The organism is Vreelandella sedimenti (assembly GCF_013416325.1).
Classification (GTDB): domain Bacteria; phylum Pseudomonadota; class Gammaproteobacteria; order Pseudomonadales; family Halomonadaceae; genus Vreelandella; species Vreelandella sedimenti.
Genome location: NZ_JACCGK010000011.1, coordinates 64,154 through 88,706, shown reverse-complemented (window position 1 = coordinate 88,706; position 24,553 = coordinate 64,154). Strand labels below are relative to the sequence as shown.

The following is a 24,553-nucleotide window of genomic DNA, read 5'->3' as shown; positions in this document are numbered from 1 at the left end:
TCCATTGGCGAGGTGGCATCCATCCACGCCTTCAGTATTATGGACATTCTAACCACTCCTGTGTCGGAACGCATGAAAAGGACCTCTTTATGATTCGCAAGGCCGTACTTCCTGTTGCTGGGTTTGGCACCCGCTGCTTACCGGCTTCGAAGGCTATTCCCAAGGAGATGATTACGATTGTCGATAGGCCGGTTATTCAATATGTGGTCGAAGAAGCTATTGCCGCGGGTATTCGTGAGATTGTGCTGGTCACCAGTAGTAATAAAAGCGCTATTGAAAACCACTTTGACACCCACGCCGAGCTAGAAGCCAGTCTGGAAGCGAAAGGTAAACACGAGCTTTTGGCAATGTTGCGCAATTTGGTACCTGATGATGTCAGCATTATCAGTATTCGTCAGGGTGTACCGTTAGGGTTGGGGCACGCGGTGCTATGCGCTCGCCCGATCATTGGCGACGACGAACCTTTTGCAGTGCTGCTTCCCGATGTGCTGGTCGACAACAGTGCCAACCAAGCGACCGACTTGGCCGGCATGTTGGCAGCTTATGATCAACAGCAAACGGCGCAGCTAATGGTGGAGGAGGTGGCTTGGGAGCAAGTCGAGAAGTATGGCATCGTGGCACCCGCTGGCGATGTGCCAGCACCTAACCAATCGGCAGATCTTGTGGGAATGGTGGAAAAGCCAAAGCGTGATGCAGCGCCCTCAAACCTAGCCGTGATTGGTCGCTACGCGCTGCCAGGCCATATTTTCTCCATTTTAGAAGCCACCAAGCCCGGTGCCGGTGGCGAAATCCAGCTCACTGATGCGCTGGAGACCCTGCGCGAACAGTCGGGGGTTCAGGCATATCGTATGCAGGGCACGACCTACGATTGTGGTCAGCCGCTGGGTTATCTTGAAGCCACACTTGCCTACGCACGTCGTCACCCCGAGTTTGGTGAGGGTTTCAAAGCCCTGTTATCACGTTACCAACAAGGAGAGTAATCCATGCGGGTGTTACTTTACGGTAGCGAATTGAGCGCAGCGACGGCCGCCGCTGCGCTGGCCTGGGTCGGGCATCAGGTGCAGTGGTTGCCGCACGCTGACACCCCTTGGTCAGCACTTTCCCAAGTGGACTGGCTGCGCAGCGAACCTCAGCTGATGGCTCATCTGGAGCAGGGTTTGGCAGATGGGACGCTGCAGGTCATTGAGCAGCTTAAAGAGGCGCGCGCACCTGATGTGATCTGGCTGGCGTTATCTCCTGCGCAGCGTAGTTCAGCCAGTTCGCTGGTTGAAGACCCGCTATTGGTCGATCAGCAGGGCATAGTGCTTATCAATAATTCAACGTTTCCGGTCGGCGAGACCGAGCGCCTGCATGCACTGATAGGCATGCAGCACACCAGCGTGGCACTCCCAGACACGTTGGAAGAGGGGCGGGCGTGGGACTCGTTTACCCGCCCCACTAGGCGGCTGCTAGGTTGCGATGATGCCACTGGTGAGCAGGTGACCAGGGAGCTATTACGCGCCTTTAATCGCCGCAGCGAAGTATTTCAGTGTATGCCGCGCCGCGCTGCGGAGCTCACCAAGCTGGCTATTAACGGCATGCTGGCTACCCGTATCAGTTATATGAATGAAATTGCTGGCTTGGCTGATACCCTGGGGGTGGATGTTGAGCATGTCCGCCAGGGTATGGGCGCTGACTCGCGGATCGGGTTTGAGTATCTCTACCCCGGATGTGGGTTTGGTGGGCCGAACTTCTCCCGGGATTTGATGCGCCTGGCCGATGTGCAACTGCAAAGCGGTCGTTATTCAGCACTGCTTGAGCAGGTGATGGATATTAACGAGCAGAAGAAAGAGACCCTGTTTCGCAAACTGTGGGCTCACTTTGCAGGTGAACTGGCGGGTAAAACCGTGGCGATATGGGGCGCGGCGTTTAAGCCCGGCACAGCGCGTATTGACCACGCCCCGGTATTAACGCTGCTTGAGGCGCTTTGGGCGCAGGGAATTAAGGTTCAGCTCCACGACCCAGCAGCAGTGCCAGCTCTTCACGCCTTGGTAGGCAAACGTGACGACCTGCGTACCTATACGCATGACCCTTACCAAGCCTGTGAGGGGGCCGATGTACTGATGCTGGTGACTGAATGGAAAACGTATTGGAACCCGGACTGGCACCGACTCGGCTCGCTTTTAAACGCTAAGCTCGTACTAGACGGACGCAATATTTACGACCCTGAGTTCGTTGCCAGCTGTGGATTAATGTACCGAGGTATTGGCCGCCGTGCCGACCCGAAGACTCTTTGAGGAAATGTCATGCCAGACGCCACCGCATCCTCTCGTATTGTGCCCGATGTGGATCAAAGCTTGACGGCGCAACACTTGCGTCACCGAAAGGGGCCCACGCTATGGCCACTATGGCTATGTTTGCTACTGATCATTGCGCTTATGGGCGCGGCGGCGGCTGGACTTTGGTACGAACGTGAACGACTGTTGGATGAGCTGCACCGGGTGAGTGGGGAAGTCTCCAATGTGCACGCTCGGTTGGATTCGGATGACACTGATGTGCAAGATACGATAACCTTTGTACAAGCTCAGATGTCGACGCTTTTCCAAGAGCAGGAGCAACTGTCAATGTCGTTGGCCGAGACTCGAGAAGAGTTGTACGGCTTTCTCACCTCTAGCGAGGATACGGTCTCTAGTGATTCCATCAACACACTGTTGCAGCAGTTGTCTCAACTTAGAGAGCAAGCCGAACTGCGCGACAGTCAATTAATGGCGGTGCGGGAATCTCTTGACGCCTTAGAACAAACGGGTTCCTCGGGTCGTCAAAATCTTGTTGAGGAAGTCTCCCATCTGGAGCAATTGACCGAACGGCGCATCGATGGCCTGGATAGTCAGCTCAATAGTGCCAGTAGCGCTTGGGAAGAGCAGCTGTCGGCACAAAGAGCAGCGTTTGAGGCGCGCTTTGATGAGCTGGAAACATCCGTTGCCGAGTCCGTTGCAGAGATAGAAGCACCTGCAGATCAAGCAGCCCTGGAAGCATTGGAACAGGAGTGGTCTCAACGGCTGAATTCGCTGGAAAGCGATGTGCGCCAAGTACGTCAGGCGCAGCTTGCCTTCAGTGCCCAGTTAGAAATGTTGCGTTAATAAGGCGCGTCGGAAGTGTGGGTGTGATTGCTTAATCTTTAACATGCTAATGCGTTGAAATGCTTAGGCGATGAAGCCGCTGATTTAGGTTGGGATAAAAATGTATGGGAAGACAACGGCGATGGACAGCAGCCACAAAGCGCACCTTTACTGTTGTGCTACCGCTGTTATGCGTATCACCTGGCGCATGGGCATTAGAAGCGACTGTCAGGGGTGTTTCCGATGAGGTCGAAGGCAATATCCAAGCCTACTTACAGAATATCGATGCGGCACAATATACCGAGGTGCGTTTAGAGGGCGAGATCCGCCGACGTACCGAGGAAGCAATGCGTGTTTACGGCTATTACGAACCCGAAATAACCCTTGAGCGCGCCAATGATGAACGTGCTTGGCTTGAAATTGAACCCGGCCTTCAGGTTGAAATTGAAATTCTGTCAATCAATGTGGAAGGCGATGCGAGTGAAGATCCACCTTTCCAGCAGGCCGTAGAGGACTTTCCTTTGGAAGAAGGGGATGTGTTGCGGCACGCCCCCTGGGATCGATTAAGCAGCCAGTTTTCAGGGTTGGCTATTGAGCGCGGTTATTTTGACTGGGGGTTTACCGATCGGCGCATGGAAGTGCGTCCGTATCTACAAAGTGCGCGCCTGTATATGGATTTTGACAGTGGCCCGCGCTACCAATTTGGTGAATCCTCCATTACCGGCAGCCATATTGAGCTTGATCGATTGCGCCGCATGCAGCCCTTCGAGCCGGGCGACCCCTATTTAGCACAGACTCTGGCAGACTATAATCGTTCGCTTGCGGAAACCGGCTGGTTTAGCTCGGTTTCGGTGCGTCCTCGCCTCGAAACCGCCCAAGAGTTGGTTATTTCTCCTCCTGGCGGTGGTGCCCCCTGGTGGAGTGAAGCCACCGCCTCTCAGCCGGAGCGCCCGAGAGTCACCAGTGCTGCTTTGGCCAGCGCGCTAAGTCTTAATAAGCCCAGTGATACCCAACTGCCTATCGATGTCAGTGTTGAACCTGCTGATCGCCATCAGTTTGAAGTGGGTATTGGCTACGCCACCGATGTAGGGCCACGTCTGCGCTTTGGTTGGGATCAACCATGGATTAACCGCTTTGGTCATAGCCTTGATCACGACCTCTATTTATCTGCCCCAGAGCAGCGTTTTACCGGGGTATATAATGTGCCACTGGAAGATCCGCTTCGCGACAGCTATCGGCTTCAGTACGGGGTTCGTAATGTCGATGACAGCGACACCAAGTCGTTAGAAGGCACTGTCGAGCTAGCCCGGCGTTGGGAGTTTGATAACGATTGGGTGCAAACGATCTATTTCCGCACTACGTATGAGGACTTTGAGCAGGGCGGCGAAGCGGATCAAGTATGGCTGTTTTATCCAGGTATTCAGTGGTCGCGTACGCGGACACGTCCTCAGCGCTTTCCGTTATGGGGTGATCGCCAGCAGCTCTCGTTAGAGTATTCGGATACCGTTTGGGGCTCGGATGCGACATTCGCTCGTATCACGGGGGATACGGAGTGGATCCGCATGATTGGCAACGATAACCGCTTCTTGGCACGTATTAGTTTAGGCGCCATTGAAACCGATGATTTTGCCAAAATACCGCCATCGCTGCGCTTTTTCGCGGGTGGCGACCGCAGTGTGCGTGGTTACTCCTATGAGAGCTTATCTCCCCGCAACGACGAGGGCCGACTGCGCGGTGGGCAGCAAATGCTGACCTCGACCCTGGAGTATCAGCGTCGCGTGACGGGGGATTGGTGGGGGGCCACTTTTATAGATAACGGCGATGCGTTTGATAACTGGGGGCCTAATGATTTGAAAACGGGCGCTGGGGTCGGGGTACGCTGGGTCTCGCCGGTGGGGCCAATTCGTTTTGACATCGCCCACCCTTTTGACCACGAAGACGATTGGCGTTTGCACTTTTCTATCGGACCGGAATTCTAGGAGAGAGACTTGTCTCAGGTTGAACCAGCTGCGTCTGATAAACGCCGTATGTTGTCTCCAAAGTATCGTGCCTGGCTACTGTTCTGGAGCCTTGTGCGTCTTGTAATCGTGTTGCCTATTTGGCTGTTCGGTATTGTGGCGCTGATTGTCGGGGTGGCGTTATCACCCTGGGGCACTGGGGTGCTGCTCTCGCAGGGGGAGCAGCGTGATTTTTTCTCCTACACGCATCATGAAGGCGGCTTGCTCGACCATTTCCAGCTCGAAGATTTCCAGCTACAGCTAGGCGAAACACGTATAACCGTGGATGAGTTCGAACTCCAGTGGGCGGATGACTGTGTTCTGTCAGGGCGCCTATGCATCGACACACTGCGTGTGGTGGGCGCCGACATCCAGCTAGGCCCATCCAGTGAGCAAGCGCCACCTCCCGAAGAGGAAGAGAGCCCGCTGGCTATTCGTTTTCCTTTTCCCATCGAACTACGTTCCTTGTTGCTGGACGATGTTAACCTCAGGCTTGCCGATGGTACCGAAGTAGCGTGGCGCTCGTTAAGCTCGGCAGCCACCGCTGAAGGAAACACAGTACGCCTCTCGCCAACCCATTTGGAGCAGCCACGTGTCTATTTGCCACCTTCCCCGGGTGTTCTGCTAACCCAGGGCATTGAAACGCCGCTTTATGCTGAAGCCATCGATGCCGCTATCTTGCTCAACCAACCACCCCAAGAAGCCGTGGCGTCGGTGGAATCTCCAGAGCAGCAGCTTGAAGAACGCGAACGCCTGGAACTACCAGAGATCACGCTACCGGTTGATATCCAGATACCTGAATTCACGCTCAACGATTTTCGATTGGAAGGGGCTACCGAGTACCGCGTCGAGCGACTGCGGCTTGGGCTGTTAACCGAAGGTGATAACGTCGAAGTAACTGAGCTTTCCGTGGTTACCCCGGATGCTGAGGCGGAATTAACCGCGAACGCCACTCTAACCGGCAACTACCCACTCGAAGCTCGCTTGGGCGTCGAACTATTTTTACCTGAGATATACCCTGAGCTAAGTGGCGAATCTTTAACCTTAACGCTGTCTGGCCCACTGGATGCGCTTGAAGCGCAGTTGGATGCCTCTGGCGCGGTCAATGCATCCCTGAGGGGGCAAGTCGATGCACTCGCCCCGACGCTGCCGTTTCAACTGCAGCTACAAAGTGACCAAGTTCAGTGGCCGCTGCCTGTCAGCGCAGATGAGAGTAGCAATGAAAGCGTCGATGACAGCACTGAAGAAGAGACAGCCCAAGCCTATATAGTCGATGACCTGGATCTACAGGTCACCGGCAGCCTGAGCGATTATAGTGCTCAATTGGCTCTGGCGGTTGAGGGCCCGAGCCTGCCGCGCACTCAAATTAACGTCACCGGAGAGGGCGATCTCGAGCAGTTTAGCTGGCAACCGCTCACCCTCGCAGTCGACGAAAGTTCCCTGCGCAGCGAAGGCAACATCAGTTGGGTTGCACCGCTACAGGTCAACACCACTATTCGTCTGGATCAGTTTAACCCTGCCCACTTCGTGGATCAGCTTGAGGGTAATTTAAACGGCGACATCGAGCTTACGCTGCGTCAGCAAGAGGATCAGTGGGCAGTTAGCGTACCCAACTTAGCGATTGACGGTGAACTGCGCGACTACCCGCTAACCCTGCAAGCGGCCTTTGATGCTAACAGCAACCTGGAGCTGGAGATTGACGAGTTGCTGTTTACCCAGGGGGAGAATCGCTTAACAGCAGAGGGGCAAATGAGCGAACAGGCCATGTCGTTAAACGCGGACATTGCACTACGCCAGTTGCAAACGCTATCGCCAGACTTGGCGGGCACTATCGTCGGTACGCTAGAGGCCAGCGGTAGTTTTAATCAACCGCAATTACTCGCCAGTTTACAGGGTGATGGCGTGCGTTTTGGTCAGAATCGTATTGAACGGCTTATCCTAGATGCTGATGTACAGGGCATTGAGGATCCCTCCCTCGACGTACAGCTCGCACTACAAAACGTCAATGCTGGGGGTCAGGCCCTTGCAAACATAGAGGCCAATTTGGCCGGGCGCCTCTCAGAGCATCAGCTTGAACTGACCGCCCAGGGTACAGACAACAGTGCTTTAAGCCGTGCGCTGATTGCCCTGGAAGGCCGCTTTGACCAGCAAGGCCAGCTTTACCAAGCCCGCGTAACGCCACTGGAAGTTGAGTCTGAGGCGGGGGATATTCGTCTTGAAGCGCCTCTAGACCTGCGCTATGACCTAGCCAATGGTCAGGCGCGCCTATCGCCGTTCTGCCTGCGCCGGGAGCAAGGTGGGCTAGTCTGTTCTGAAGAGGAGATCACTGCCTCTGCGCAACAGGGCAACGCCGTGCTTTCGGTACGTGAAGTGCCAATGGAAATGCTGGAGCCCTTTTTGCCTGAAGAGTGGCAGTTAGAGGGGGATACAACCGCGGATCTTGTTGCCAACTGGCGTCAAGGGGGTGCCCAGTGGCAGGCAGATCTACAAATTCTTAGCGAACTCGCCATTACCGCCGTTAATGATTATGGCCAGCCTGTGCAACTGCCAGAAGTCAGTTTAGACGCTCAGATCGAGGCCAACCAAGCCCAGGCGAATGCCAATGTGTCGCTTTCGCTTGCCGAAGCGGGCGATATCAACTTAGACCTAGCGGTTAATGATCCCTTGGGGGCCGGCGCGTTAACTGGCGAGCTGCGTGCAGAAGATGTTTCGCTGCAACCCTATCGACCTATGTTGGTAGGAATGGATCGACTAGAGGGCGATTTAACGGGCAGCGTCCAAATTACCGGTACCACCGCCGCGCCTGACTTACAAGGTCAGCTTGGACTGCGCGGCATAGGGGTAAGTGGCCCGGATATTCCTGTCGATATTCAGGGTGGCGATCTGGTGGTCTCATTCGACGGTGAACAGGGGGATATTGACGGCTATCTGGCCGCTGAGCGCGGGCGTTTGGAAATCACCGGTGATGCATATTGGCCAAGCGGTGATGATTGGCGGATTGGCGTCGACCTGAATGCTGTGCAGGAGCCTATCTTGGTCGTTCTGCCTCAGTTTGGACGTCTTGAGGTAGCGCCGGATATCCGTATCCGGGTCACGCCGGAAAGGCTGCAAGTGAGAGGGGATGTGAATTTACCCTGGGCACGACTTGAAATTGGCGATATGCCCTCATCGGCAGTCACCCCAAGTGGCGATGAAGTGATTATTACCGAGCGCGACGATCGCCAGGCCGAAATTGAGGCTCAGCGAGCGGCTGCCAATGAGGATGGCCCAAGTGCCGCGGATGAGCTTGCCGCCACCGGTATGGCTATTGACGTACTGGTGACCCTAACGTTGGGCAGCGATATGCAAATTTCAGCCTACGGCTTGGAGTCTGGCTTGGGAGGCGCGCTGGAAATTCGCCAAAGCAGCGGCGCGCTACAACTGTTCGGCGACGTTAATTTGGTCGATGGTCGTTTCCAAGCGTTCGGCCAAGACCTGGTTATTCGCCGCGGTGAACTGCTGTTTAGTGGTCCGCCAGGTCTACCTACGCTCGACTTCGAAGCCATTCGCAACCCTGACGTTACCGAAGATGACGTTATTGCGGGCTTGCGGGTAACAGGCAGTGCCGAATCACCAAACGTACTGATCTTTTCTGAACCGGCGATGGATGAATCCCGAGCGCTCTCCTATCTATTACGGGGTCGCGCGCCTGATGCTTCGGGGGGCGGGGTGGATAGCGCACTGACCACCGCGCTGATTGGTATGTCGTTAGGGCGCACCGGTGGAGCGGTCGGTTCCATTGGTGAAGCCTTCGGCATTGATGACTTAACTTTGGACACCGCCGGGGCCGGTGACGACAGTCAAGTCGCTGTCAGTGGCCAACTCACCGATGATCTTAGAATTAGTTACGGGGTGGGAATTTTCTCGCCAATTGCCGAACTAACACTACGCTACACGCTGTGGCGTAACCTTTATGTACAGGCCGTCTCGGGTACCAACCAAGCGGTGGATTTAATCTACACCTTTACCCGTTCCGGTAATCCTGAAATCATTCAGCAGCAATAAGTGAGGGCGATATGTCACTATTTTCAAACGCTAGCTCAGGTTTAGGCCGTGTACTGCCTGGGCGTGATACGCCTATAGAAACAAGCCAGGTGCATACCATTAATGGGCACTCGATACATCCTCCGTTTCCCGAAGGCCACGAGGAGATCGTGCTAGGCATGGGGTGTTTCTGGGGCGTTGAGCGCCTGTTTTGGCAGTTGTCAGGGGTCTATGTCACTGCGGCGGGGTATGCCGGTGGTGAGACACCTAACCCTACCTATGACGAGACATGCACGGGGCGTACCGGCCACACCGAAGTGGTGCGGGTGATTTATGACCCACAGCAAGTCGAGCTGGCAACGTTGTTGCAGGTTTTTTGGGAAGCGCACGACCCGACCCAGGGCAATCGCCAGGGTAACGATATTGGCTCGCAATATCGCTCCGCCATTTTTACCACCAGCCAAGCGCAGCAAACGGTAGCCGAGCAAAGCGCGGCAGCGTACCAACAGGCGCTCGACAAAGCGGGCAGAGGGGCAATCACGACTGAGATTAAGCCGCTAGAAACATTTTATTACGCAGAGGCTTACCATCAGCAGTACCTGGATAAAAACCCCCATGGCTACTGTGGCTTAAAAGGGACGGGGGTCACGTGCCCGATAGATTAAAGCGCGCGCATTACACCTTTGACTACCGAATCATCGACAGGAAGCCATTATGCAGCAACGCCATTACCTGAAGTGGGCTTCCCGCCGCGGTACGGCAGCCAGCGCCTTAGCACTAATGCTCTGCACGCCGCTGGCCTGGGCAGGCGAGGAGACTAGCGCCCTAGCCATGCCCCAAGCTGTCAGCGACACGCCATTCGCAAGTGAACGCGAAGCCGTCATTTGGCGTCGCGAAGAGCTTAAGGATATTGAGAGTCTGGTGCGTCAGCTGCGCTTTGATCTAATCAATAATCAAGATATTGTGGCCGCAACACCGCGATTGCTTGAGCTACAAGAGCGTGCCAGTGCTGATCGTTTGCTACCTGCGTTTATTGAGGGCACCCACGGCAGTGGTTCTGAAGCGCGGGCATCTATATGGGAAAAGTGGGGTGAATTCGCCGCCGGCTTTAGCGACCTGGAGGAAAAAATCGCTCATTTAATCGATGTAGCCGAGCAAGAGGATACTCGAGACACTGCCCGTGCGCTTTCAGAAGTGGGCGCGAGCTGTAAGAGCTGCCATCGTGCCTACCGCTACGACTAAGCGTAGCGATAGGCATTGGGGGAGTGCTTAATCGCCTGGCTGGATACGATCAATACGGTAAAGCGTTTCCACTTGTTCTAAACCACTTACGGTGCAGTTAAGATCTTTAACGCGGCCATCGCTTAATCCGTAGACCCAGCCATGCACCGAAATCTGCTGACCTCGCTGCCAAGCGCGCTGCAAAATCTTGGTGCGGCACAAACTGTTTACCTGGGCTTTCACGTTGAGCTCGCACATGCGGTCGATTTGATCTTCCAGTGGGAGGTGGTCAAGCGAATTCCTGTGGTGGTTGTATTGTTCGCGCACCGAGTGCAGCCAGTAATCCACCACGCCACATTCGCCTCCCATCATGGCGGCCTTAATCCCCCCGCAACCATAGTGACCGACAATCATAATATGGCTGACTTTAAGAACATCCACCGCGAACTGAACCACCGAGAGGGCGTTCATATCGGTGTGATGAAGCAAGTTGGCGACGTTGCGGTGTACGAAAACTTCTCCAGGCGGGAGTGCAATGATTTGATTCGCCGGCACTCGGCTGTCGGAGCAGCCAATCCATAGATAATCGGGGTTCTGCTGGTTTGAAAGGCGCTTAAAGTAGTCGGGGTCTTCTTCGCACATACGCTCAGCCCAGGCGCGATTATTGTCGAGTAGCGTCGCAATAGGGTCAGACATAGCGTCTCCAGAAAAGTTAAAGGGCATTAAGATAAGCGGGTTATCAAAGCCCTACTCAGGGTGGAATTAGGCCTTATATAACGTAGGCCAGTACAAAATAGCAGCAGAAGGTTTTAACCTTCCCGGGTAGTCAGGTCAACTACTGCACTTGACCAATGGGCAACCCGATATTGATCCATACGAATTCTAACTCCCCGGGAGCAAATCATGGCAGACGTTTCTGAATACGAATATGACCTTCTGGTTATTGGAGCAGGCTCTGGTGGGGTACGCACTGCGCGTATGGCCGCGGCTACCGGCGCCAAAGTGGCCATTGCCGAAGATCGCTACCTGGGTGGAACCTGCGTCAACGTTGGCTGTGTGCCCAAGAAGCTCTACTCCTACGCTGCCCATTTCCATGACAGCTTTGACGATGCGGCAGGTTTTGGCTGGCAGTTGCCTGGCCCCGCCAGCTTTGATTGGGCCACACTGCGCGACAATAAGATTAGTGAAATCAAACGTCTGAATGGCATTTATCAACGCATGCTGGAAGGCGCTGGAGTAACGCTCTTCAATGCACGAGCACGCCTGGCCGATGCACACACGGTGACCTTAAGCGGCGAGCATGGCGATATATCGGTGACTGCACAAAAAATCGTTCTGGCTACTGGTGGATGGCCCTGGGTACCCGATTTTCCTGGCAGTGAACACGCACTGGATTCCAATCAGATTTTTGATCTGGATACTTTTCCTAAGCGCTTTTTAGTGCTTGGCGGTGGCTATATTGCGGTGGAATTTTCGAGCATCTTTAATGGTCTGGGTAGCGAGACGCACCTCATCTACCGTGGCGAACTGTTTTTGAAAGGCTTTGATCAACAGGTTCGCGAGTTCACTTGCGCTGAAATGGAAAGAAAGGGGGTCAACCTCCATTTCAACACTAACATCGAGAGCATTGAGCGCAGCCAAGACGGCTACAATGTTCACCTTACCAACGGCGACATGCTTGAAGTCGATGTGGTGCTCGCCGCCACAGGGCGGAAGGCGAATATCCGTGAGCTAGGGCTTGAAGCGTTGGGCGTATGCTTGGATGACGCGGGCAAAATCCCCATAAACGAGCGGTTTGAAACAGCGCTGCCTTCTATTTTAGCCTTGGGCGACCTGACGGCTGGGCCGGAATTAACACCGGTAGCACTGGCTGAGGCAATGCAGCTTGTCGACGTCCACTTTGCCGATACGGTTCCCAAACCGTTGGACTACACAACGATCCCTACCGCCGTTTTTTGCCACCCCAACATCGGTACCGTGGGCCTTTCCGAGCAGGACGCGCGGGAAAAATTCACCAATATTCGTGTGTATAGCACCGATTTTCGCGCCATGAAGCACACCCTATCAGGTAGCCAAGAGCGCACCTTAATGAAGCTGGTCGTGAACGATGCTACCGATGTAGTCGTAGGGGCCCATATGGTCGGAGATGACGCGGGTGAAATTATTCAAGGAATTGCAATCGCGGTAAGAGCTGGCCTTACCAAGCAGGACTTTGACCGCACCGTAGGCATCCACCCGACGGGAGCTGAGGAGTTCGTCACGCTGCGTACGCTGACACGCAGATAAATACATTAAAAGTGCAGGCGTGCCCATTGGTGCGCCTTTTTTCTAGGCTACTTGCACTATTCTAAAAGTGATAACGGCGAGCGGTGGAGTGAGCAGTGGTTGCATCATTCGCTCATAACAAAAAATTATGGAAAGCGAGGTGTAGAATAATATGATTTTTGAATTGCTCATAATCAGCTGTTATAATGAACATCAAATTCGCTACAGCGAAGCATAACTATGAGTACGCCGACACAACCTTTTACCCCCTCTGCTGACCTTGCTAGGCCAACGGTGGCTGATGCTGTTGTGGGTCATGCGGAGATGCCGCTGTTTATTCGCAAACCCAATGCAGATGATGGCTGGGGAGTTTACGAGCTTATCAAAGCCTGTCCGCCGCTGGATGTGAATTCAGCCTATGCCTACCTACTGCTTGCTACTCAGTTTCGTGACACCTGCGCAGTGGCGACCAATGAAGACGGCGAAGTGGTGGGGTTTGTGTCTGGCTATGTTAAGGACAATGCCCCCGACACCTATTTTCTGTGGCAAGTGGCTGTCGGTGAAAAGGCACGCGGCACAGGCCTAGCGCGTCGCTTGGTTGAGGCGATCATGTCGCGTCCCGAGCTTGATGATGTGCATCACCTTGAAACTACCATCACGCCTGACAATCTAGCCTCTTGGGGCTTATTTCGTCGCCTGGCTGCGCGCTGGCATGCGCCGCTAAACAGCCGCGAATACTTCTCTACCGAACAGCTCGGAGGAGAGCATGACCCGGAAAACCTGGTTCGTATCGGCCCGTTCCAAACAGACCGCATCTAATACGCCGTTTTGCTAGATACTCGTATCGGACTTACCGTTTTTCCCGCTCATGTTGCTTCGGGCAAGTAATGCCTAAAGTTAAAATGATCAACCAAGGAGGTCGCTAATGCAGACCCAGACGCTTGAACGCATGGAATCCAATGTACGTACTTATTCTCGTTCGTTTCCGGTGGTGTTTACCAAAGCGCAAAATGCGCGCCTAACCGATGAGAATGGCCGTGAGTACATTGATTTCCTCGCCGGCGCGGGCACGCTGAACTACGGCCACAATAATCCGCACATGAAGCAGGCGATGATTGATTACCTGTCGACTGACGGTGTTGTTCACGGTTTGGATATGTGGACCAATGCCAAGCGCGATTATCTTGAAACGCTGGAAGAAGTTATTTTCAAGCCACGCGGGCTGGATTATAAAGTGCATCTGCCTGGCCCAACCGGTACCAATGCCGTAGAGGCCGCTATCCGCTTGGCTCGTGTGGCTAAAGGCCGTCACAACATTGTCACCTTCACCAATGGTTTCCACGGCGTCACCATGGGGGCTTTGGCGACCACAGGTAATCGTAAATTCCGTGAAGCCACGGGTGGCATACCCACCCAGGGCGCTAGCTTTCTGCCTTACGATGGTTACATGGGTGAGCATACCGATACTCTGGATTATTTTGAAAAGCTGCTCAGCGACAAATCTGGCGGTTTGGATATTCCAGCGGGCGTTATCATTGAAACCGTGCAAGGCGAGGGCGGTATTAACGTTGCAGGCTTGGAGTGGTTGAAGCGTCTCGAAGGGATTTGCCGTGCCCACGATATTCTGCTGATTATCGATGATATTCAGGCAGGCTGTGGCCGTACAGGTAAGTTCTTTAGCTTCGAACATGCGGGTATTACACCTGACATTATTACCAACTCGAAATCGCTCTCCGGTTTTGGCCTGCCATTTGCCCATGTGTTGATGCGCCCTGAGCTGGACAAATGGAAACCGGGTCAATATAACGGCACTTTCCGTGGTTTCAGCCTGGCGATGGTGACCGCCACAGCGGCGTTGAAAAAATACTGGACTAATGACACCTTTGAGCGTGATGTTCAGCGCAAAGGGCGTATTGTAGAAGAGCGCTTTCAGAAGTTAGCAGCGTTGTTAACGGAACACGGCATGCCTGCCACTGAACGTGGTCGTGGTTTGATGCGCGGTATTGACGTCGTGTCGGGTGATATTGCCGATAAAATTACCAGTAAAGCCTTTGAGCATGGTCTGGTAATTGAAACCAGTGGTCAGGATGGTGAAGTGGTTAAGTGTCTATGCCCGCTAACCATTAGCGATGATGATCTGCTGGAAGGTTTGGATATTCTCGAAATGTGCGTTAAAGCTGTTGTTGCTAGCGAATAACTTGGCGGTAGGATTAAGCGTTACGCTGCAGCAGTAGCTCACAGTTTTTAGTTAGGGATATAGCGGCTGGTAGTCGCCAGTCGTTTTGCAACGGAGTACTCCTATGATCGTTCGTAATCTTGATGAAGCGCGTAAAACAGACCGTCTAGTGACCGCTGAAAATGGTAACTGGGACAGCACGCGCCTTGTTCTGGCCAACGATAATGCAGGTTTTTCGTTCCATATTACCCGCATTTTTCCAGGCACTGAAACGCATATCCACTACAAAAATCACTACGAAGCAGTGTTTTGCTACGAAGGTGAAGGCGAAGTTGAAACCCTGGCTGACGGTAAAATTTGGCCGATCAAAGCAGGCGACATTTATCTACTCGACCAGCATGATGAACACTTGCTGCGCGGCAAAGAGAAGGGCATGACGGTTGCCTGTGTATTTACTCCGCCGATCACAGGTAATGAGGTTCACCAGGAAGATGGCTCGTACGCAGCCCCAGAGTAAATCGTACTAGCGTGAGATAAATAAAAAGGCAGCCTGCTAAGTATGCGGCTGCCTTTTTTAATCTGAAGACGAGCGCAATAGAAAATCAAAGGTTTCTTAGTTTTTCTCAAACACTAGTGTGATTTCACCAAGCGTAAAGCCAAATTTGCGCATGGCGGTTCGATTGATCAAGCGGCCATCCGATTGAAGGTACATCCAGTCATCCATCGTAAATGAGATCATCCGACCATCGATTTCGATCTCTAACGGATAACGCATATGGAAAACATGGCCGTACTGGTGCGCCTCAACTTGACCTTCCACGTCGCTGGCAGTACCCACCCAGCTATGTTCATCGATTCGCTCAAATGTCCAAACGCGTCGATCAGTTTCACCATCTGAAAAGACGAAAGATTCATCCAGAGTCAGGGTGTCATCTTCATAGCTGCCTTGTATATCCACGGTGAAGCGCCGCTGAACCTCGCCTGAATAATCTTGTACCATGCCCCAGGCACGGGTGGAGCCCGCAAAGTATTCGGCGACGTCCAAACGAGGCTCAGAATCAGCGTAGTCTTCAATAGTGACACCAGCACAACCAGCTAATAAGAAGAGCAGTGTAAAAAAGAGGCTAATACGCAAAGGGCGGATCATGACATCATTTCCTATATTTAAATGGAGCTGGGTACAATTATGGTAAAGCATTTTGTTAGCATAGAGCAGACAGGCAGCCATGACTACTGTGAGCACTCAGGTTCGATTAATATATATTATGTTAAATAAGATAGAATGGGTGCCCGAAAAGCGATGATGGCGTTGGACACTAGACCCCCATCTCCTTATCATTCCCCAACCTATTGTCCAAGGATATCTCTCGTTATGCGCCCAGGTGTTTTGTGGCTTATCGCTGGCTTGTCGCTTTCGATCGCAGGCTGTGCAGCAACCCAGCCGGAAACGAACCAACCGCCCCCTTTAAGCGAAGCCTCATTCAATTCTCGTATCCTGGAGTTAGAGAGCCAGCTAACGCAACAATGCGACACCCGCATTGATCTGCAGCAACGCCAGCTTGATCACCAGCAGGCATTGACCGCTGATATTCGTGAAGTGGGCAGTTTATTGCGTTACCTCCGCCAAGACGTGCAGCAATTGGAAGCTCGCGGTGAAGAGCCGGTCATCATTCGTGAAGAGTGTGAGGTTGATGAGAGCTTGACCACTAAAACGTTACTGGGCCGCAGCGAATGGGTTGGCCTACCAAGCCTGGGCACCTACCTTAAAGCGCGAGTCGATTCAGGAGCCAACACCTCGTCCCTTTCTGCTGCCGAGATCACTCGCTTCGAGCGTGACGGTGAAAATTGGGTACGCTTCAAGTTGGCGCTGAACGACGACGATGTGGCCGTTGAATCGCAGCGCGATGAGTGGGTTGAAGCGCCTATCGTGCGCCGAGTGCGCATTATTCAAGCCTCTGGCGAAGAGTCACGTCCCGTCATTTCTTTGTTACTGACTCTAGGGCCGATTCGTGAAAATGTCGAATTTACCCTCAATGACCGCTCTCATCTCGATTATCCAGTGCTTCTAGGACGGCGCTTTTTGATGGATATTGCGGTAATTGATGTGGCCGACACCTATTTGCATGAGCGCCCCGAATTTCCTGGTGGCGAACCAGCGGATCAAGCTACTGAAGATGAAGCAGTTGATGAAGACGATAGCGAAGAGTAACCGCTCTGACGCTTCACGAGGAAAGGAATCTCCATGTCACGGTTAATGTTTTATATTATTGTCGTCCTGTTGCTCGTCGCGGGCGTAGCGACCAGCGTGCATCGTCATGTGCAGTTTGAAATCCCATGGCTGCCTGGTGAGCAGCGGCAAGTGTGGGAAATTGAAGCAGGTATTAACTTCAATGCCCAGGGTGGCCCTGTTCAGGTCGATCTGGCGCTGCCTTCTCATCAGGCAGGCTACCGCGTACTGACTGAAAACACTGCATCGTCGGGTTATGGGCTTGCTTACCAGGCGGACGAATTAGGCCGTACCGCCCGTTGGACAATTCGCGAAGCCGTGGGCAGCCAAGCGTTATATTACTCAGTTCAGATGCTGGTGTCCCAGGATGCGCGTTCGCCGGTACAGACACCTCCCGAAGTGCCCGTTACCACTCCCTGGGAAAGTCCCTATGATACGGCGGCCAGCCAACTAATTGAGCAAGCCTGGGCGCGTAGTGCCAACAACGCCACTTTCGCTCGCGAGCTAATTCGCGACATTAACGGTGAGCGTCAGGAAGAAAATGCGCGGCTACTGCTTTCACAAGAGAATCCGGCGGCGCTGGTAGTAAGATTACTCAATCAGGCGGGCGTACAAGCCCGTGAAGTGAGCGGCCTACTGTTAGAAGATGGGCGGCGCCGTCAAACACTTAGTAGTTGGATTCAGGTGTTTGATGAATCAGGCGAAGAGTGGTCAATTTTTCATCCACTGACAGGTGAGCAAGGTAAGCCCGATAACCTGCTGCTGTGGGAAACCGGCGGTCGAGCCGTGCTGGAAGTTCAGGGTGGCACCAATTCGCGGGTTACCTTCTCCATGATGACCCATGACCAGCCTGCTTCGGCGGCGGTTCGCAACCACTACTCTGAGGATACGCTGCTGAACTTCTCCATTCACAGCCTGCCACTGGAGGAGCAAGCGCTATTCCAAACTATCTTGCTGATTCCCATTGGTGCGTTAATGGTGGTGTTTTTGCGTGTGCTGGTGGGCATCAAAACGTCCGGTACCTTTATGCCGGTGTTGATCGCCCTCGCCTTCATTCAAACCACCCTTCCCACGGGTTTGATAGGCTTCCTGCTTATCGTTGCCATCGGTCTGATTATTCGTAACTATCTCTCCTACTTGAATTTATTACTGGTGGCCAGGGTCTCAGCGGTGATCATAACGGTGATTGCGATTATCTCGATCTTCACCGTATTGGCCTACCGCATGGGGCTCAGTGCTGGTTTAACGATTACCTTCTTCCCGATGATCATCCTGGCCTGGACCATCGAGCGGATGTCGATACTTTGGGAAGAGGAAGGCCCTAAGCAGGTGCTAATCCAAGGCGGCGGCAGTTTGATCACGGCGATCCTTGCCTACCTGGCGATGAATAACCCCTGGGTGCGTCATATCACCTTCAACTTCCTGGGCGTTCAGTTGATATTGATGGCGTTGATCTTGCTGCTGGGCAATTACACCGGCTACCGTTTACTTGAGCTGCGCCGCTTCAAGCCAATCACTGACGATGAGAAACCCTCATGAGTTGGCTGAAGAACTGGACGTGGCCCACGCGCTTGCGGGATAAAGGCATTATCGGCATGAATCGGCGTAATATTCGCTACATTGGCCGCTATAATAGTCGCCGTCTCTATCCCCTCGTCGACGACAAGCTTAAAACCAAGCTACTGGCTCAACAGTATGGGATTACCACGCCCGAGCTGATTGGCACCGTAACAACACAGTTTGGCGTTAAGCACATTGGCGCCATGCTCACAGGGCACACAGGCTTTGTCATCAAACCTGCCAAGGGAAGCGGCGGTAAGGGCATCCTGGTGATTGAAAAGGTCGAAGATAACGCCTTTATCAAGCCTAGTGGTGCCAAGCTCTCTCTTACCGATATTGAGCGACACGTGTCGAATATTCTGTCGGGGCTCTACTCATTGGGTGGCTCGCCTGATGTAGCGGTGATTGAAACACTGATTAATTTCGATGAAAGCCTGATGGATTACACCTATGAAGGTGTTCCTGATATCCGGGTTATCGTCTTCAAGGGCTACCCGGTGATGGCCATGATGCGCCTCTCCACCGCAGCTTCCGACGGCAAAGCTAACCTGCACCAAGGGGCGGTAGGCGTTGGCTTGAACATCGCCACTGGGGCTGCCCTGCGCGCCGTTCAGTTTGACCGACCTTGCTTTAGCCATCCGGACACTGGGCACGATCTGGCAAGCTTGGTCGTTCCCCAGTGGGAAACGCTGCTTAACTTAGCGGCGGGTTGTTATGAAATGACCGGTCTAGGCTACCTGGGTACCGATATGGTGCTGGATCGAAAATACGGCCCGATGCTGCTTGAGCTCAACGCCAGGCCTGGCTTGGCTATTCAAATGACCAATGGCGAAGGTTTGCGCCGTCGCCTCGACCTGGTTGAACGTCAACCCGATGGCGTGCCCGCTAAACAACGGGTAGCTTTTGCCCAGCACCATTTTGCGCGACAAAGTGAGCTGGTAGACAGCGAACCGGTAGAAAGCTCTGACACCGCTTCCACCGGCGCGTAGACTACTAACGAGAGCCTAGGCTAACAACGTTCAACGAGTTGCCCATGACCCAAGCGAGTACACTACTACAGCAGGCGGAGTCTCAGTGCCATATCCGCGGCGTCCGCTTCACCCCTATTCGCCGACGCGTGCTAGAGATGATTGCCGAAAATGGCGGCGGACTAAAAGCCTATGACCTGCTCGATAAGCTCTCTACTGAGCATGCGGCCGCCCGCCCTCCTACGGTTTATCGGGCGCTCGAGTTCTTGATTGATCAAGGCTTGGTGCATCGCATTGAGTCGCAGAACTCCTACGTGGCCTGCGCTTGCCCAGAGCATGCCCACGGTTTTCAGCTACTGATTTGCCGTCACTGCGGTTATGTCGAAGAGCTGCACTTGGACGAGATCAGCGATCAACTGGCGGCGCTGGCAAAACGCCAGGGCTTTAACGTTGAGCGCCAAACCATTGAGCTTCAAGGGCTTTGTCAGGACTGTCGAACAGCTAGCGAGTAAATTGTATGTCCCGTTTTGATCACGTCGCGCCGGATGCCCTGTTTAAACAACTCGAGCGTGCTGCCCCAGAAGATACTCTTCCCGCTGTGGCCACTTTGCTAGCCGCGGTGCGTTTTAATGCTGATGGTTTGATCCCTGCCATTGCTCAGCAGCACGATACTAACGAAGTGTTGATGATGGCCTGGATGAACCGTGAGGCGCTGGAAGAGACGTTAACCACCCAGCGTGTTTGCTACTATTCGCGCTCGCGGGGAAAACTATGGCGCAAGGGTGAGTCATCGGGCCAGCAGCAGCAGCTTGTCTCTGCTGCGCTGGATTGCGATGGCGATACGCTATTGTTGCAAGTCGAACAAACGGGACCTGCTTGCCACACCGGCCGGCGCAGCTGTTTCTATATTACCGTGGGTGAAGAGCAGGCCTCGATTGCCAGCAATCCTCTGATTGATCCTGACGAACTGTACGGCAAAAAAAACTAGCTTTGCCTATGCAAAACTTAGCCATGACTCGGTTGATATCAGCCCTACGATCAGGCCCGCGTTGGGTATTGATGAAGGTGATGATTGGCTGCGTTAGAGTCTATCAATATACGCTCAGCCCCCTTTTAGGCCCGCGCTGCCGCTTCTGGCCGAGCTGTTCGTCCTACACGGTTGAAGCGATTCAGGTGCATGGGCCAATAAAGGGCGGCTGGATGTCCGTTAAGCGGATCGTTAAGTGCCACCCAGGCAATCCTGGCGGTATGGATCCGGTGCCCGGCGGCCGCAGCGAACAGCTTTGCCGTGAGGATGACGAAAAGGCATCGTCGCCCTCTTGCTGTGATCATCACCCTCGCTAGCTTGTTTTCTACTTCTGCTGTGCTACCGCGTAGATCTTCTCAAGCATGGCATGCAGGCCGTTGCTGCGCGTAGGTGAAAGGTGCTTATCCAATCCCAGATCCGCTAAAAAGTGTGGCTCGGTAGCACGAATCTCAGCGGCGGTGCGTTCGCTGTAAATGCGCAGCAATACGGCAATCAGGCCGGATACGATGGCGGCATCGGAGGTCGCTTTGAACACCAGCTTATCGCCCTCCTCCTCATGGCGCATCCACACGTTTGACTGGCAGCCCTGTATTTTAAACTCTTCGAGCTTCCACTCTTCGGGAAAGTCAGGCAGTTGCTTGCCCATATCGATAATGTACTGGTAACGATCCATCCAGTTATCAAATATCTCGAAATCTTCGATTAGCTCTTGCTGGGCCTGTTCGGCGCCGGAAGTGCTCATGCTATTTCCTTCTCTATTGGAATTGGCTTGATTGGCGACTGATGTTTTGAGTCATAGGGTTACTCATTGTGGCCATTATAACGGCTCGAAGGAGTCTTGAGGGAGGTTGTGTCGGAAACAGTCAATCGATGTCGCTGCTGTTCAAGATGCCACTCGTTGTCTTCGCTATGGAGATAGCGTGAGGTGGTGTCGAGGCGCGCGTGTCGAGCGCTTTCGGCCAGATGGCGTAGACTAATGCCCGATTGAGCCTGATGGGTGATCGATGTGTGCCTTAACCAGTGCGGCGTTGCCAGGTTAAGCGCTGTCACATGCTCCGTCGCTCCGTCAATATCTTTAAGTGCTTGTGCTGCCTGCTGAAACGTAGCGCGAATAAGCCGATAAAGCTGATTATGGCCCAGGCCACGCTGTCCATCCAGGGCGCGAAGCACCGGTGCTTTAGCTTCAAACTGCTCAGGATATCCAGGCAACCCCAGTACATGGCGCCACTGGCGCAGACAATCAAGCATATCGTCAGGCAGCGGAATGCGTGCCATCTTGTTTCCCTTGCCCACCACATGCCACCACCAGCGTCCTTCGCTGCGCTGGAAGTCCCCCATCCGCGCATCGGCCATCTCGCTAATGCGCGGTGCCAGCAAATAGGCAAAGCCAAAGGTAAAGCGCCGTCGTGCATGTTCAAAACGGGCACGACTGCCCTCCCCAGTCTCTAACGGGCTATTCAGCCACTCCCACAGCCACGCCCACAAATCACTTTCCAAATAGCGCTCAACACGCGGCGTTTGATTATTCAGGCGCCGCGATTTATCGCGCATCAAGCGAAACGGATTATGGTTAACCCAGCCAGCTTCTACCAGCCAGGCAAACATCCCTTGCAGTATCACCAGGCTTTGGCGTCGGCTGGCGGGCGATAAACCGCCACGAAATGGCCGCCATGACGGGTGCGCGCGGGGTTTGGAGGGCCCTACCCACTGCTCGCTTGGTTGTGGGTCGGCGAGAAAGGCTTCAAAGCGGCGCAAGTTTTCGCGGTTGATATCGGCCAGCGTGTGCTCTTGGCTGGCGAGCCAGAGCAGCAGCCGCTCCGCTTCGCGACGGTACGCTTTCCAGGTTTGCGGGCTATCCACGTACTCGTCAAGCCATGCGGTCACTGCCTGGACATCGTTTTGGGCGCTAATACGTCCGCCATTCGGCGACTCTTTCAATATCTGAAGTTGGCCAGTGGGTGTTATAACCTCGTTCGCCATGCCCGTCGCTACTCTCTTCTTTTTAGCCGATGTTTACATTATCTGGCCTTAAGTGTGCTCCTGTAACACTATAAATTCAAGATAATACGGGTAATCTTGAATTTATGCGTATTATCATAAATAAAATTACGTATTACATAATACGTAATTGTTGCCTTTTATACGACAAGTCCCGACAATGGTGGTTACAGAAGCTCTCAAGGAAGGATCATTTCATGGCCCGCAACGGCATTCAGTACAGCGATGTTCAACAAGCCATTGATGCCCTGTTGGCCCGGGGCGACACGCCCAGCGTGCAGCGTATTCGCGATGTGCTGGGCACCGGCAGCTTCACGACGATTAGTGATCACTTCCGCTTGTGGCGCAGTGAGCGGGAGCAAAATCGCGACGTGCCGCCGCCCAAGGGGGTGCCAGAAGTCGTGGTGACCATGGCCAGCGAGCTATGGCGCGAGGCCCAGGAGGTAGCGAATCAAACGCTGCTTCACTATCGAGAAGATGCCAATCGCCAGGTTGCAGATGCACAGCAGCTCGCAGAAGATGCAAAACAGCAGGCCGCTAACGCCGAGCAACGCGAAAGCGCCCTCGCCGAGCACTTGCGTCATATGGAGCAGCGCATGGAGGCGTTAAACCGGGAATTGGCCGCTAGCCAAACCAGCGAACATCACTGGCATCAAAAAGCTGAAATAGCGCAAGAAGAAGTAACTCAACTGAAGCAGGTACAGCAGCAGCTAGAGAACCAGTCAGATGCACAGCGCGATGCGCATAGCAATGCCCTCAGCGAGCAGCAGGTAGCGTGGGAGCAGCGTTTAGCACAAGAGGAGCAGCGCCATGAGGCGGCCGAAGGAAGGCTGATGGCGATGCTGGATAGCGCTCAGCAGACGCGTGCCCAGGAAGAGAAGAATTTCCAAAAACGTCTGCAGCAGTCTGAGCAGCGCATTGATACATTGAGTCAGGAGCTAAAGACAAAGCAGCAGGCCCTGCATCAACTACAGCTGGAAGCCAGTGAGCGCGAGCAACAGCTAAGTGAGCAGAAACAGCAAATGACGGCATTGGAGAAGCAAGAGAAAGCGCTGACCCAGCAGCTAGATGAGGCCAAAGTCGCGCTAAACAGACAATCTCAGCAGCATGCCGAGCGCGAAGCTGCGCTACAGCAAGCGTGGCAAGAGAAGCTTTGGAGCCGTATGGAAGCGTTGCAAACACAGCTAACGGCACTCCCCGATGCGCTTTCAAAGCAGAGCAGTGAGCCAAGCCAGTAATCAACTTAGAGACGCAAAAAGCCCAGCGATTCAAGCTGGGCTTTTTTGAGCCTTACTATCGCTTATTTAGCGGTAGTAAGCGTTGGTGGTATCGCTGTGATCGGTAACGTCGCGAATACCGGCAAGCTCTGGAATGCGCTCCATCAGGGTTTTCTCAACGCCATCTTTCAGGGTTAAATCAACCGCTGCACAACCCTGGCAGCCGCCGCCAAAGGCCAACACCGCGTACTGCTGTTCGGTGAGTTCCACCAGTTTGATTTCACCACCGTGTGCCGCCAGCCCAGGATTGATCTCGCTGTATAGCACGTAATTGATACGGTCTTCCAGCGGGCTATCCGCATTTACCTTGGGCATCTTGGCGTTGGGCGCTTTGATGGTTAGCTGGCCACCCATGCGGTCAGCGTTGAAATCCACCACCGCCTCTTCCAAAAACGCCAGGCTGTTTTTATCGAGAAAGACGTTGATTTTCTCGAGTTCAAGCAGCACATCGGTGGGTTCTTCTTCGCCGGGGCGGCAGTAGGCTAGACACGTTTCCGCGTAGGGTGTGCCCGGCTGGGTAATGAAAATGCGTACGGCAATACCCTCAACGTTCTGCTTTTCCAGCAGTTCTGCCAAGTATTCTTGCGCACTGTTTGTAATATCAATACCTTGGGTATCGACACTGGTTTCTTTTTCGCTAGTCGTGGTCATGAGGGCTGTCTTCCTCCCGTGGTAGTGGCGGCGCCACTTCACATGTCATTTGTGTCTATGGTAAG

The 24,553-nt window shown here is 53.7% G+C and carries 23 protein-coding genes; 18 read left to right on the top strand and 5 right to left on the bottom strand.

Annotated features, from left to right (window positions below):
* The first annotated feature begins 89 nt into the window (after window positions 1-89).
* From galU to HZU72_RS13520, 7 genes are all read left to right on the top strand, one after another.
* Entirely contained in the window at window positions 90-980 is an 891-nt protein-coding gene (gene galU / locus HZU72_RS13550; RefSeq protein ID WP_180092977.1) for a UTP--glucose-1-phosphate uridylyltransferase GalU, read from the top strand.
* 3 nt (window positions 981-983) lie between these two features.
* Window positions 984-2,276, top strand: a complete 1,293-nt coding sequence (locus tag HZU72_RS13545) for a nucleotide sugar dehydrogenase (protein ID WP_180092975.1) — start codon at window positions 984-986, stop codon at window positions 2,274-2,276.
* 9 nt (window positions 2,277-2,285) lie between these two features.
* On the top strand, window positions 2,286-3,119 hold the full coding sequence (locus tag HZU72_RS13540; protein WP_180092973.1) for a GumC domain-containing protein: 834 nt from the start codon (window positions 2,286-2,288) through the stop codon (window positions 3,117-3,119).
* Window positions 3,120-3,223: 104 nt separating this feature from the next.
* Complete coding sequence (gene tamA / locus HZU72_RS13535) at window positions 3,224-5,077, top strand: autotransporter assembly complex protein TamA (RefSeq protein ID WP_180092971.1); 1,854 nt, start codon at window positions 3,224-3,226, stop codon at window positions 5,075-5,077.
* Window positions 5,078-5,086: 9 nt separating this feature from the next.
* Complete coding sequence (gene tamB / locus HZU72_RS13530) at window positions 5,087-9,139, top strand: autotransporter assembly complex protein TamB (protein WP_423841456.1); 4,053 nt, start codon at window positions 5,087-5,089, stop codon at window positions 9,137-9,139.
* A gap of 11 nt (window positions 9,140-9,150) precedes the next feature.
* Window positions 9,151-9,783 (top strand): peptide-methionine (S)-S-oxide reductase MsrA, encoded by a 633-nt coding sequence (msrA, locus tag HZU72_RS13525; RefSeq protein WP_180092969.1) that lies wholly within the window; start codon window positions 9,151-9,153, stop codon window positions 9,781-9,783.
* Window positions 9,784-9,832: 49 nt separating this feature from the next.
* Complete coding sequence (locus HZU72_RS13520) at window positions 9,833-10,360, top strand: cytochrome c (RefSeq protein ID WP_180092967.1); 528 nt, start codon at window positions 9,833-9,835, stop codon at window positions 10,358-10,360.
* A gap of 27 nt (window positions 10,361-10,387) precedes the next feature.
* Here the strand turns inward: HZU72_RS13520 and can are convergent, their stop codons facing one another.
* Complete coding sequence (gene can, locus HZU72_RS13515) at window positions 10,388-11,035, bottom strand: carbonate dehydratase (protein ID WP_180092965.1); 648 nt, start codon at window positions 11,033-11,035, stop codon at window positions 10,388-10,390.
* Between the two features lie 207 nt (window positions 11,036-11,242).
* Between can and gorA the strand changes: the two genes are divergently transcribed.
* The 4 genes from gorA to HZU72_RS13495 all read left to right on the top strand — a co-directional run bounded on the left by gorA (window position 11,243) and on the right by HZU72_RS13495 (window position 15,297).
* A complete protein-coding gene (gene gorA / locus HZU72_RS13510; RefSeq protein WP_180092963.1) occupies window positions 11,243-12,625 on the top strand; it encodes a glutathione-disulfide reductase in 1,383 nt (460 codons plus the stop codon).
* Between the two features lie 219 nt (window positions 12,626-12,844).
* On the top strand, window positions 12,845-13,423 hold the full coding sequence (gene ectA / locus HZU72_RS13505) for a diaminobutyrate acetyltransferase (protein ID WP_180092961.1): 579 nt from the start codon (window positions 12,845-12,847) through the stop codon (window positions 13,421-13,423).
* 106 nt (window positions 13,424-13,529) lie between these two features.
* A complete protein-coding gene (ectB, locus tag HZU72_RS13500) occupies window positions 13,530-14,801 on the top strand; it encodes a diaminobutyrate--2-oxoglutarate transaminase (RefSeq protein WP_180092959.1) in 1,272 nt (423 codons plus the stop codon).
* 103 nt (window positions 14,802-14,904) lie between these two features.
* On the top strand, window positions 14,905-15,297 hold the full coding sequence (locus HZU72_RS13495; RefSeq protein ID WP_022523470.1) for an ectoine synthase: 393 nt from the start codon (window positions 14,905-14,907) through the stop codon (window positions 15,295-15,297).
* A gap of 96 nt (window positions 15,298-15,393) precedes the next feature.
* On the opposite strand, the gene HZU72_RS13490 is transcribed toward HZU72_RS13495, so the two are convergent.
* Complete coding sequence (locus HZU72_RS13490) at window positions 15,394-15,927, bottom strand: DUF3833 domain-containing protein (protein WP_180092957.1); 534 nt, start codon at window positions 15,925-15,927, stop codon at window positions 15,394-15,396.
* A 225-nt stretch (window positions 15,928-16,152) separates the two neighbouring features.
* Between HZU72_RS13490 and HZU72_RS13485 the strand changes: the two genes are divergently transcribed.
* The 6 genes from HZU72_RS13485 to yidD are packed head-to-tail and all read left to right on the top strand — an operon-like array spanning window position 16,153 to window position 20,879.
* The gene (locus tag HZU72_RS13485; RefSeq protein WP_180092955.1) at window positions 16,153-16,989 is read left to right on the top strand and encodes an ATP-dependent zinc protease family protein; all 837 of its coding nucleotides are present in this window, start codon (window positions 16,153-16,155) and stop codon (window positions 16,987-16,989) included.
* A gap of 33 nt (window positions 16,990-17,022) precedes the next feature.
* The gene (locus tag HZU72_RS13480; protein WP_180092953.1) at window positions 17,023-18,546 is read left to right on the top strand and encodes an inactive transglutaminase family protein; all 1,524 of its coding nucleotides are present in this window, start codon (window positions 17,023-17,025) and stop codon (window positions 18,544-18,546) included.
* Window positions 18,543-19,556 (top strand): alpha-L-glutamate ligase-like protein, encoded by a 1,014-nt coding sequence (locus tag HZU72_RS13475; RefSeq protein ID WP_180092951.1) that lies wholly within the window; start codon window positions 18,543-18,545, stop codon window positions 19,554-19,556. The genes HZU72_RS13480 and HZU72_RS13475 overlap by 4 nt, the downstream gene beginning before the upstream one ends.
* Before the next feature lie 44 nt (window positions 19,557-19,600).
* A complete protein-coding gene (locus HZU72_RS13470; RefSeq protein ID WP_007114248.1) occupies window positions 19,601-20,047 on the top strand; it encodes a transcriptional repressor in 447 nt (148 codons plus the stop codon).
* 5 nt (window positions 20,048-20,052) lie between these two features.
* Window positions 20,053-20,523, top strand: coding sequence for a phosphoribosyl-AMP cyclohydrolase (gene hisI, locus HZU72_RS13465; RefSeq protein ID WP_180092949.1), 471 nt, complete (start codon window positions 20,053-20,055; stop codon window positions 20,521-20,523).
* Window positions 20,524-20,546: 23 nt separating this feature from the next.
* Window positions 20,547-20,879, top strand: coding sequence for a membrane protein insertion efficiency factor YidD (yidD, locus tag HZU72_RS13460; RefSeq protein ID WP_180092947.1), 333 nt, complete (start codon window positions 20,547-20,549; stop codon window positions 20,877-20,879).
* Between the two features lie 8 nt (window positions 20,880-20,887).
* On the opposite strand, the gene HZU72_RS13455 is transcribed toward yidD, so the two are convergent.
* Window positions 20,888-21,304, bottom strand: coding sequence for a SufE family protein (locus HZU72_RS13455; protein WP_039858498.1), 417 nt, complete (start codon window positions 21,302-21,304; stop codon window positions 20,888-20,890).
* A 59-nt stretch (window positions 21,305-21,363) separates the two neighbouring features.
* Window positions 21,364-22,542, bottom strand: a complete 1,179-nt coding sequence (locus HZU72_RS13450; protein ID WP_180092945.1) for a tyrosine-type recombinase/integrase — start codon at window positions 22,540-22,542, stop codon at window positions 21,364-21,366.
* Window positions 22,543-22,757: 215 nt separating this feature from the next.
* On the opposite strand from HZU72_RS13450, the gene HZU72_RS13445 reads away from it, so the two are divergent.
* Entirely contained in the window at window positions 22,758-23,798 is a 1,041-nt protein-coding gene (locus HZU72_RS13445) for a DNA-binding protein (protein WP_180092943.1), read from the top strand.
* A 66-nt stretch (window positions 23,799-23,864) separates the two neighbouring features.
* On the opposite strand, the gene nfuA is transcribed toward HZU72_RS13445, so the two are convergent.
* Window positions 23,865-24,488 carry a Fe-S biogenesis protein NfuA gene (nfuA, locus tag HZU72_RS13440; protein WP_027959432.1) on the bottom strand — a complete coding sequence of 208 codons (624 nt, stop codon included), beginning with the start codon at window positions 24,486-24,488 and terminating at the stop codon, window positions 23,865-23,867.
* Window positions 24,489-24,553: the final 65 nt, after the last annotated feature.

Coding starts and splice junctions, on each gene's coding strand:
- HZU72_RS13490 (WP_180092957.1), bottom strand. CDS start 15,927: ATGATCCGCCCTTTGCGTATTAGCCTCTTTTTTACACTGCTCTTCTTA.
- HZU72_RS13455 (WP_039858498.1), bottom strand. CDS start 21,304: ATGAGCACTTCCGGCGCCGAACAGGCCCAGCAAGAGCTAATCGAAGAT.
- HZU72_RS13540 (WP_180092973.1), top strand. CDS start 2,286: ATGCCAGACGCCACCGCATCCTCTCGTATTGTGCCCGATGTGGATCAA.
- can (WP_180092965.1), bottom strand. CDS start 11,035: ATGTCTGACCCTATTGCGACGCTACTCGACAATAATCGCGCCTGGGCT.
- HZU72_RS13485 (WP_180092955.1), top strand. CDS start 16,153: ATGCGCCCAGGTGTTTTGTGGCTTATCGCTGGCTTGTCGCTTTCGATC.
- nfuA (WP_027959432.1), bottom strand. CDS start 24,488: ATGACCACGACTAGCGAAAAAGAAACCAGTGTCGATACCCAAGGTATT.
- yidD (WP_180092947.1), top strand. CDS start 20,547: ATGACTCGGTTGATATCAGCCCTACGATCAGGCCCGCGTTGGGTATTG.
- ectB (WP_180092959.1), top strand. CDS start 13,530: ATGCAGACCCAGACGCTTGAACGCATGGAATCCAATGTACGTACTTAT.
- HZU72_RS13470 (WP_007114248.1), top strand. CDS start 19,601: ATGACCCAAGCGAGTACACTACTACAGCAGGCGGAGTCTCAGTGCCAT.
- msrA (WP_180092969.1), top strand. CDS start 9,151: ATGTCACTATTTTCAAACGCTAGCTCAGGTTTAGGCCGTGTACTGCCT.
- HZU72_RS13475 (WP_180092951.1), top strand. CDS start 18,543: ATGAGTTGGCTGAAGAACTGGACGTGGCCCACGCGCTTGCGGGATAAA.
- ectA (WP_180092961.1), top strand. CDS start 12,845: ATGAGTACGCCGACACAACCTTTTACCCCCTCTGCTGACCTTGCTAGG.
- HZU72_RS13545 (WP_180092975.1), top strand. CDS start 984: ATGCGGGTGTTACTTTACGGTAGCGAATTGAGCGCAGCGACGGCCGCC.
- HZU72_RS13520 (WP_180092967.1), top strand. CDS start 9,833: ATGCAGCAACGCCATTACCTGAAGTGGGCTTCCCGCCGCGGTACGGCA.
- HZU72_RS13450 (WP_180092945.1), bottom strand. CDS start 22,542: ATGGCGAACGAGGTTATAACACCCACTGGCCAACTTCAGATATTGAAA.
- gorA (WP_180092963.1), top strand. CDS start 11,243: ATGGCAGACGTTTCTGAATACGAATATGACCTTCTGGTTATTGGAGCA.
- tamA (WP_180092971.1), top strand. CDS start 3,224: ATGGGAAGACAACGGCGATGGACAGCAGCCACAAAGCGCACCTTTACT.
- HZU72_RS13445 (WP_180092943.1), top strand. CDS start 22,758: ATGGCCCGCAACGGCATTCAGTACAGCGATGTTCAACAAGCCATTGAT.
- HZU72_RS13480 (WP_180092953.1), top strand. CDS start 17,023: ATGTCACGGTTAATGTTTTATATTATTGTCGTCCTGTTGCTCGTCGCG.
- galU (WP_180092977.1), top strand. CDS start 90: ATGATTCGCAAGGCCGTACTTCCTGTTGCTGGGTTTGGCACCCGCTGC.
- hisI (WP_180092949.1), top strand. CDS start 20,053: ATGTCCCGTTTTGATCACGTCGCGCCGGATGCCCTGTTTAAACAACTC.
- HZU72_RS13495 (WP_022523470.1), top strand. CDS start 14,905: ATGATCGTTCGTAATCTTGATGAAGCGCGTAAAACAGACCGTCTAGTG.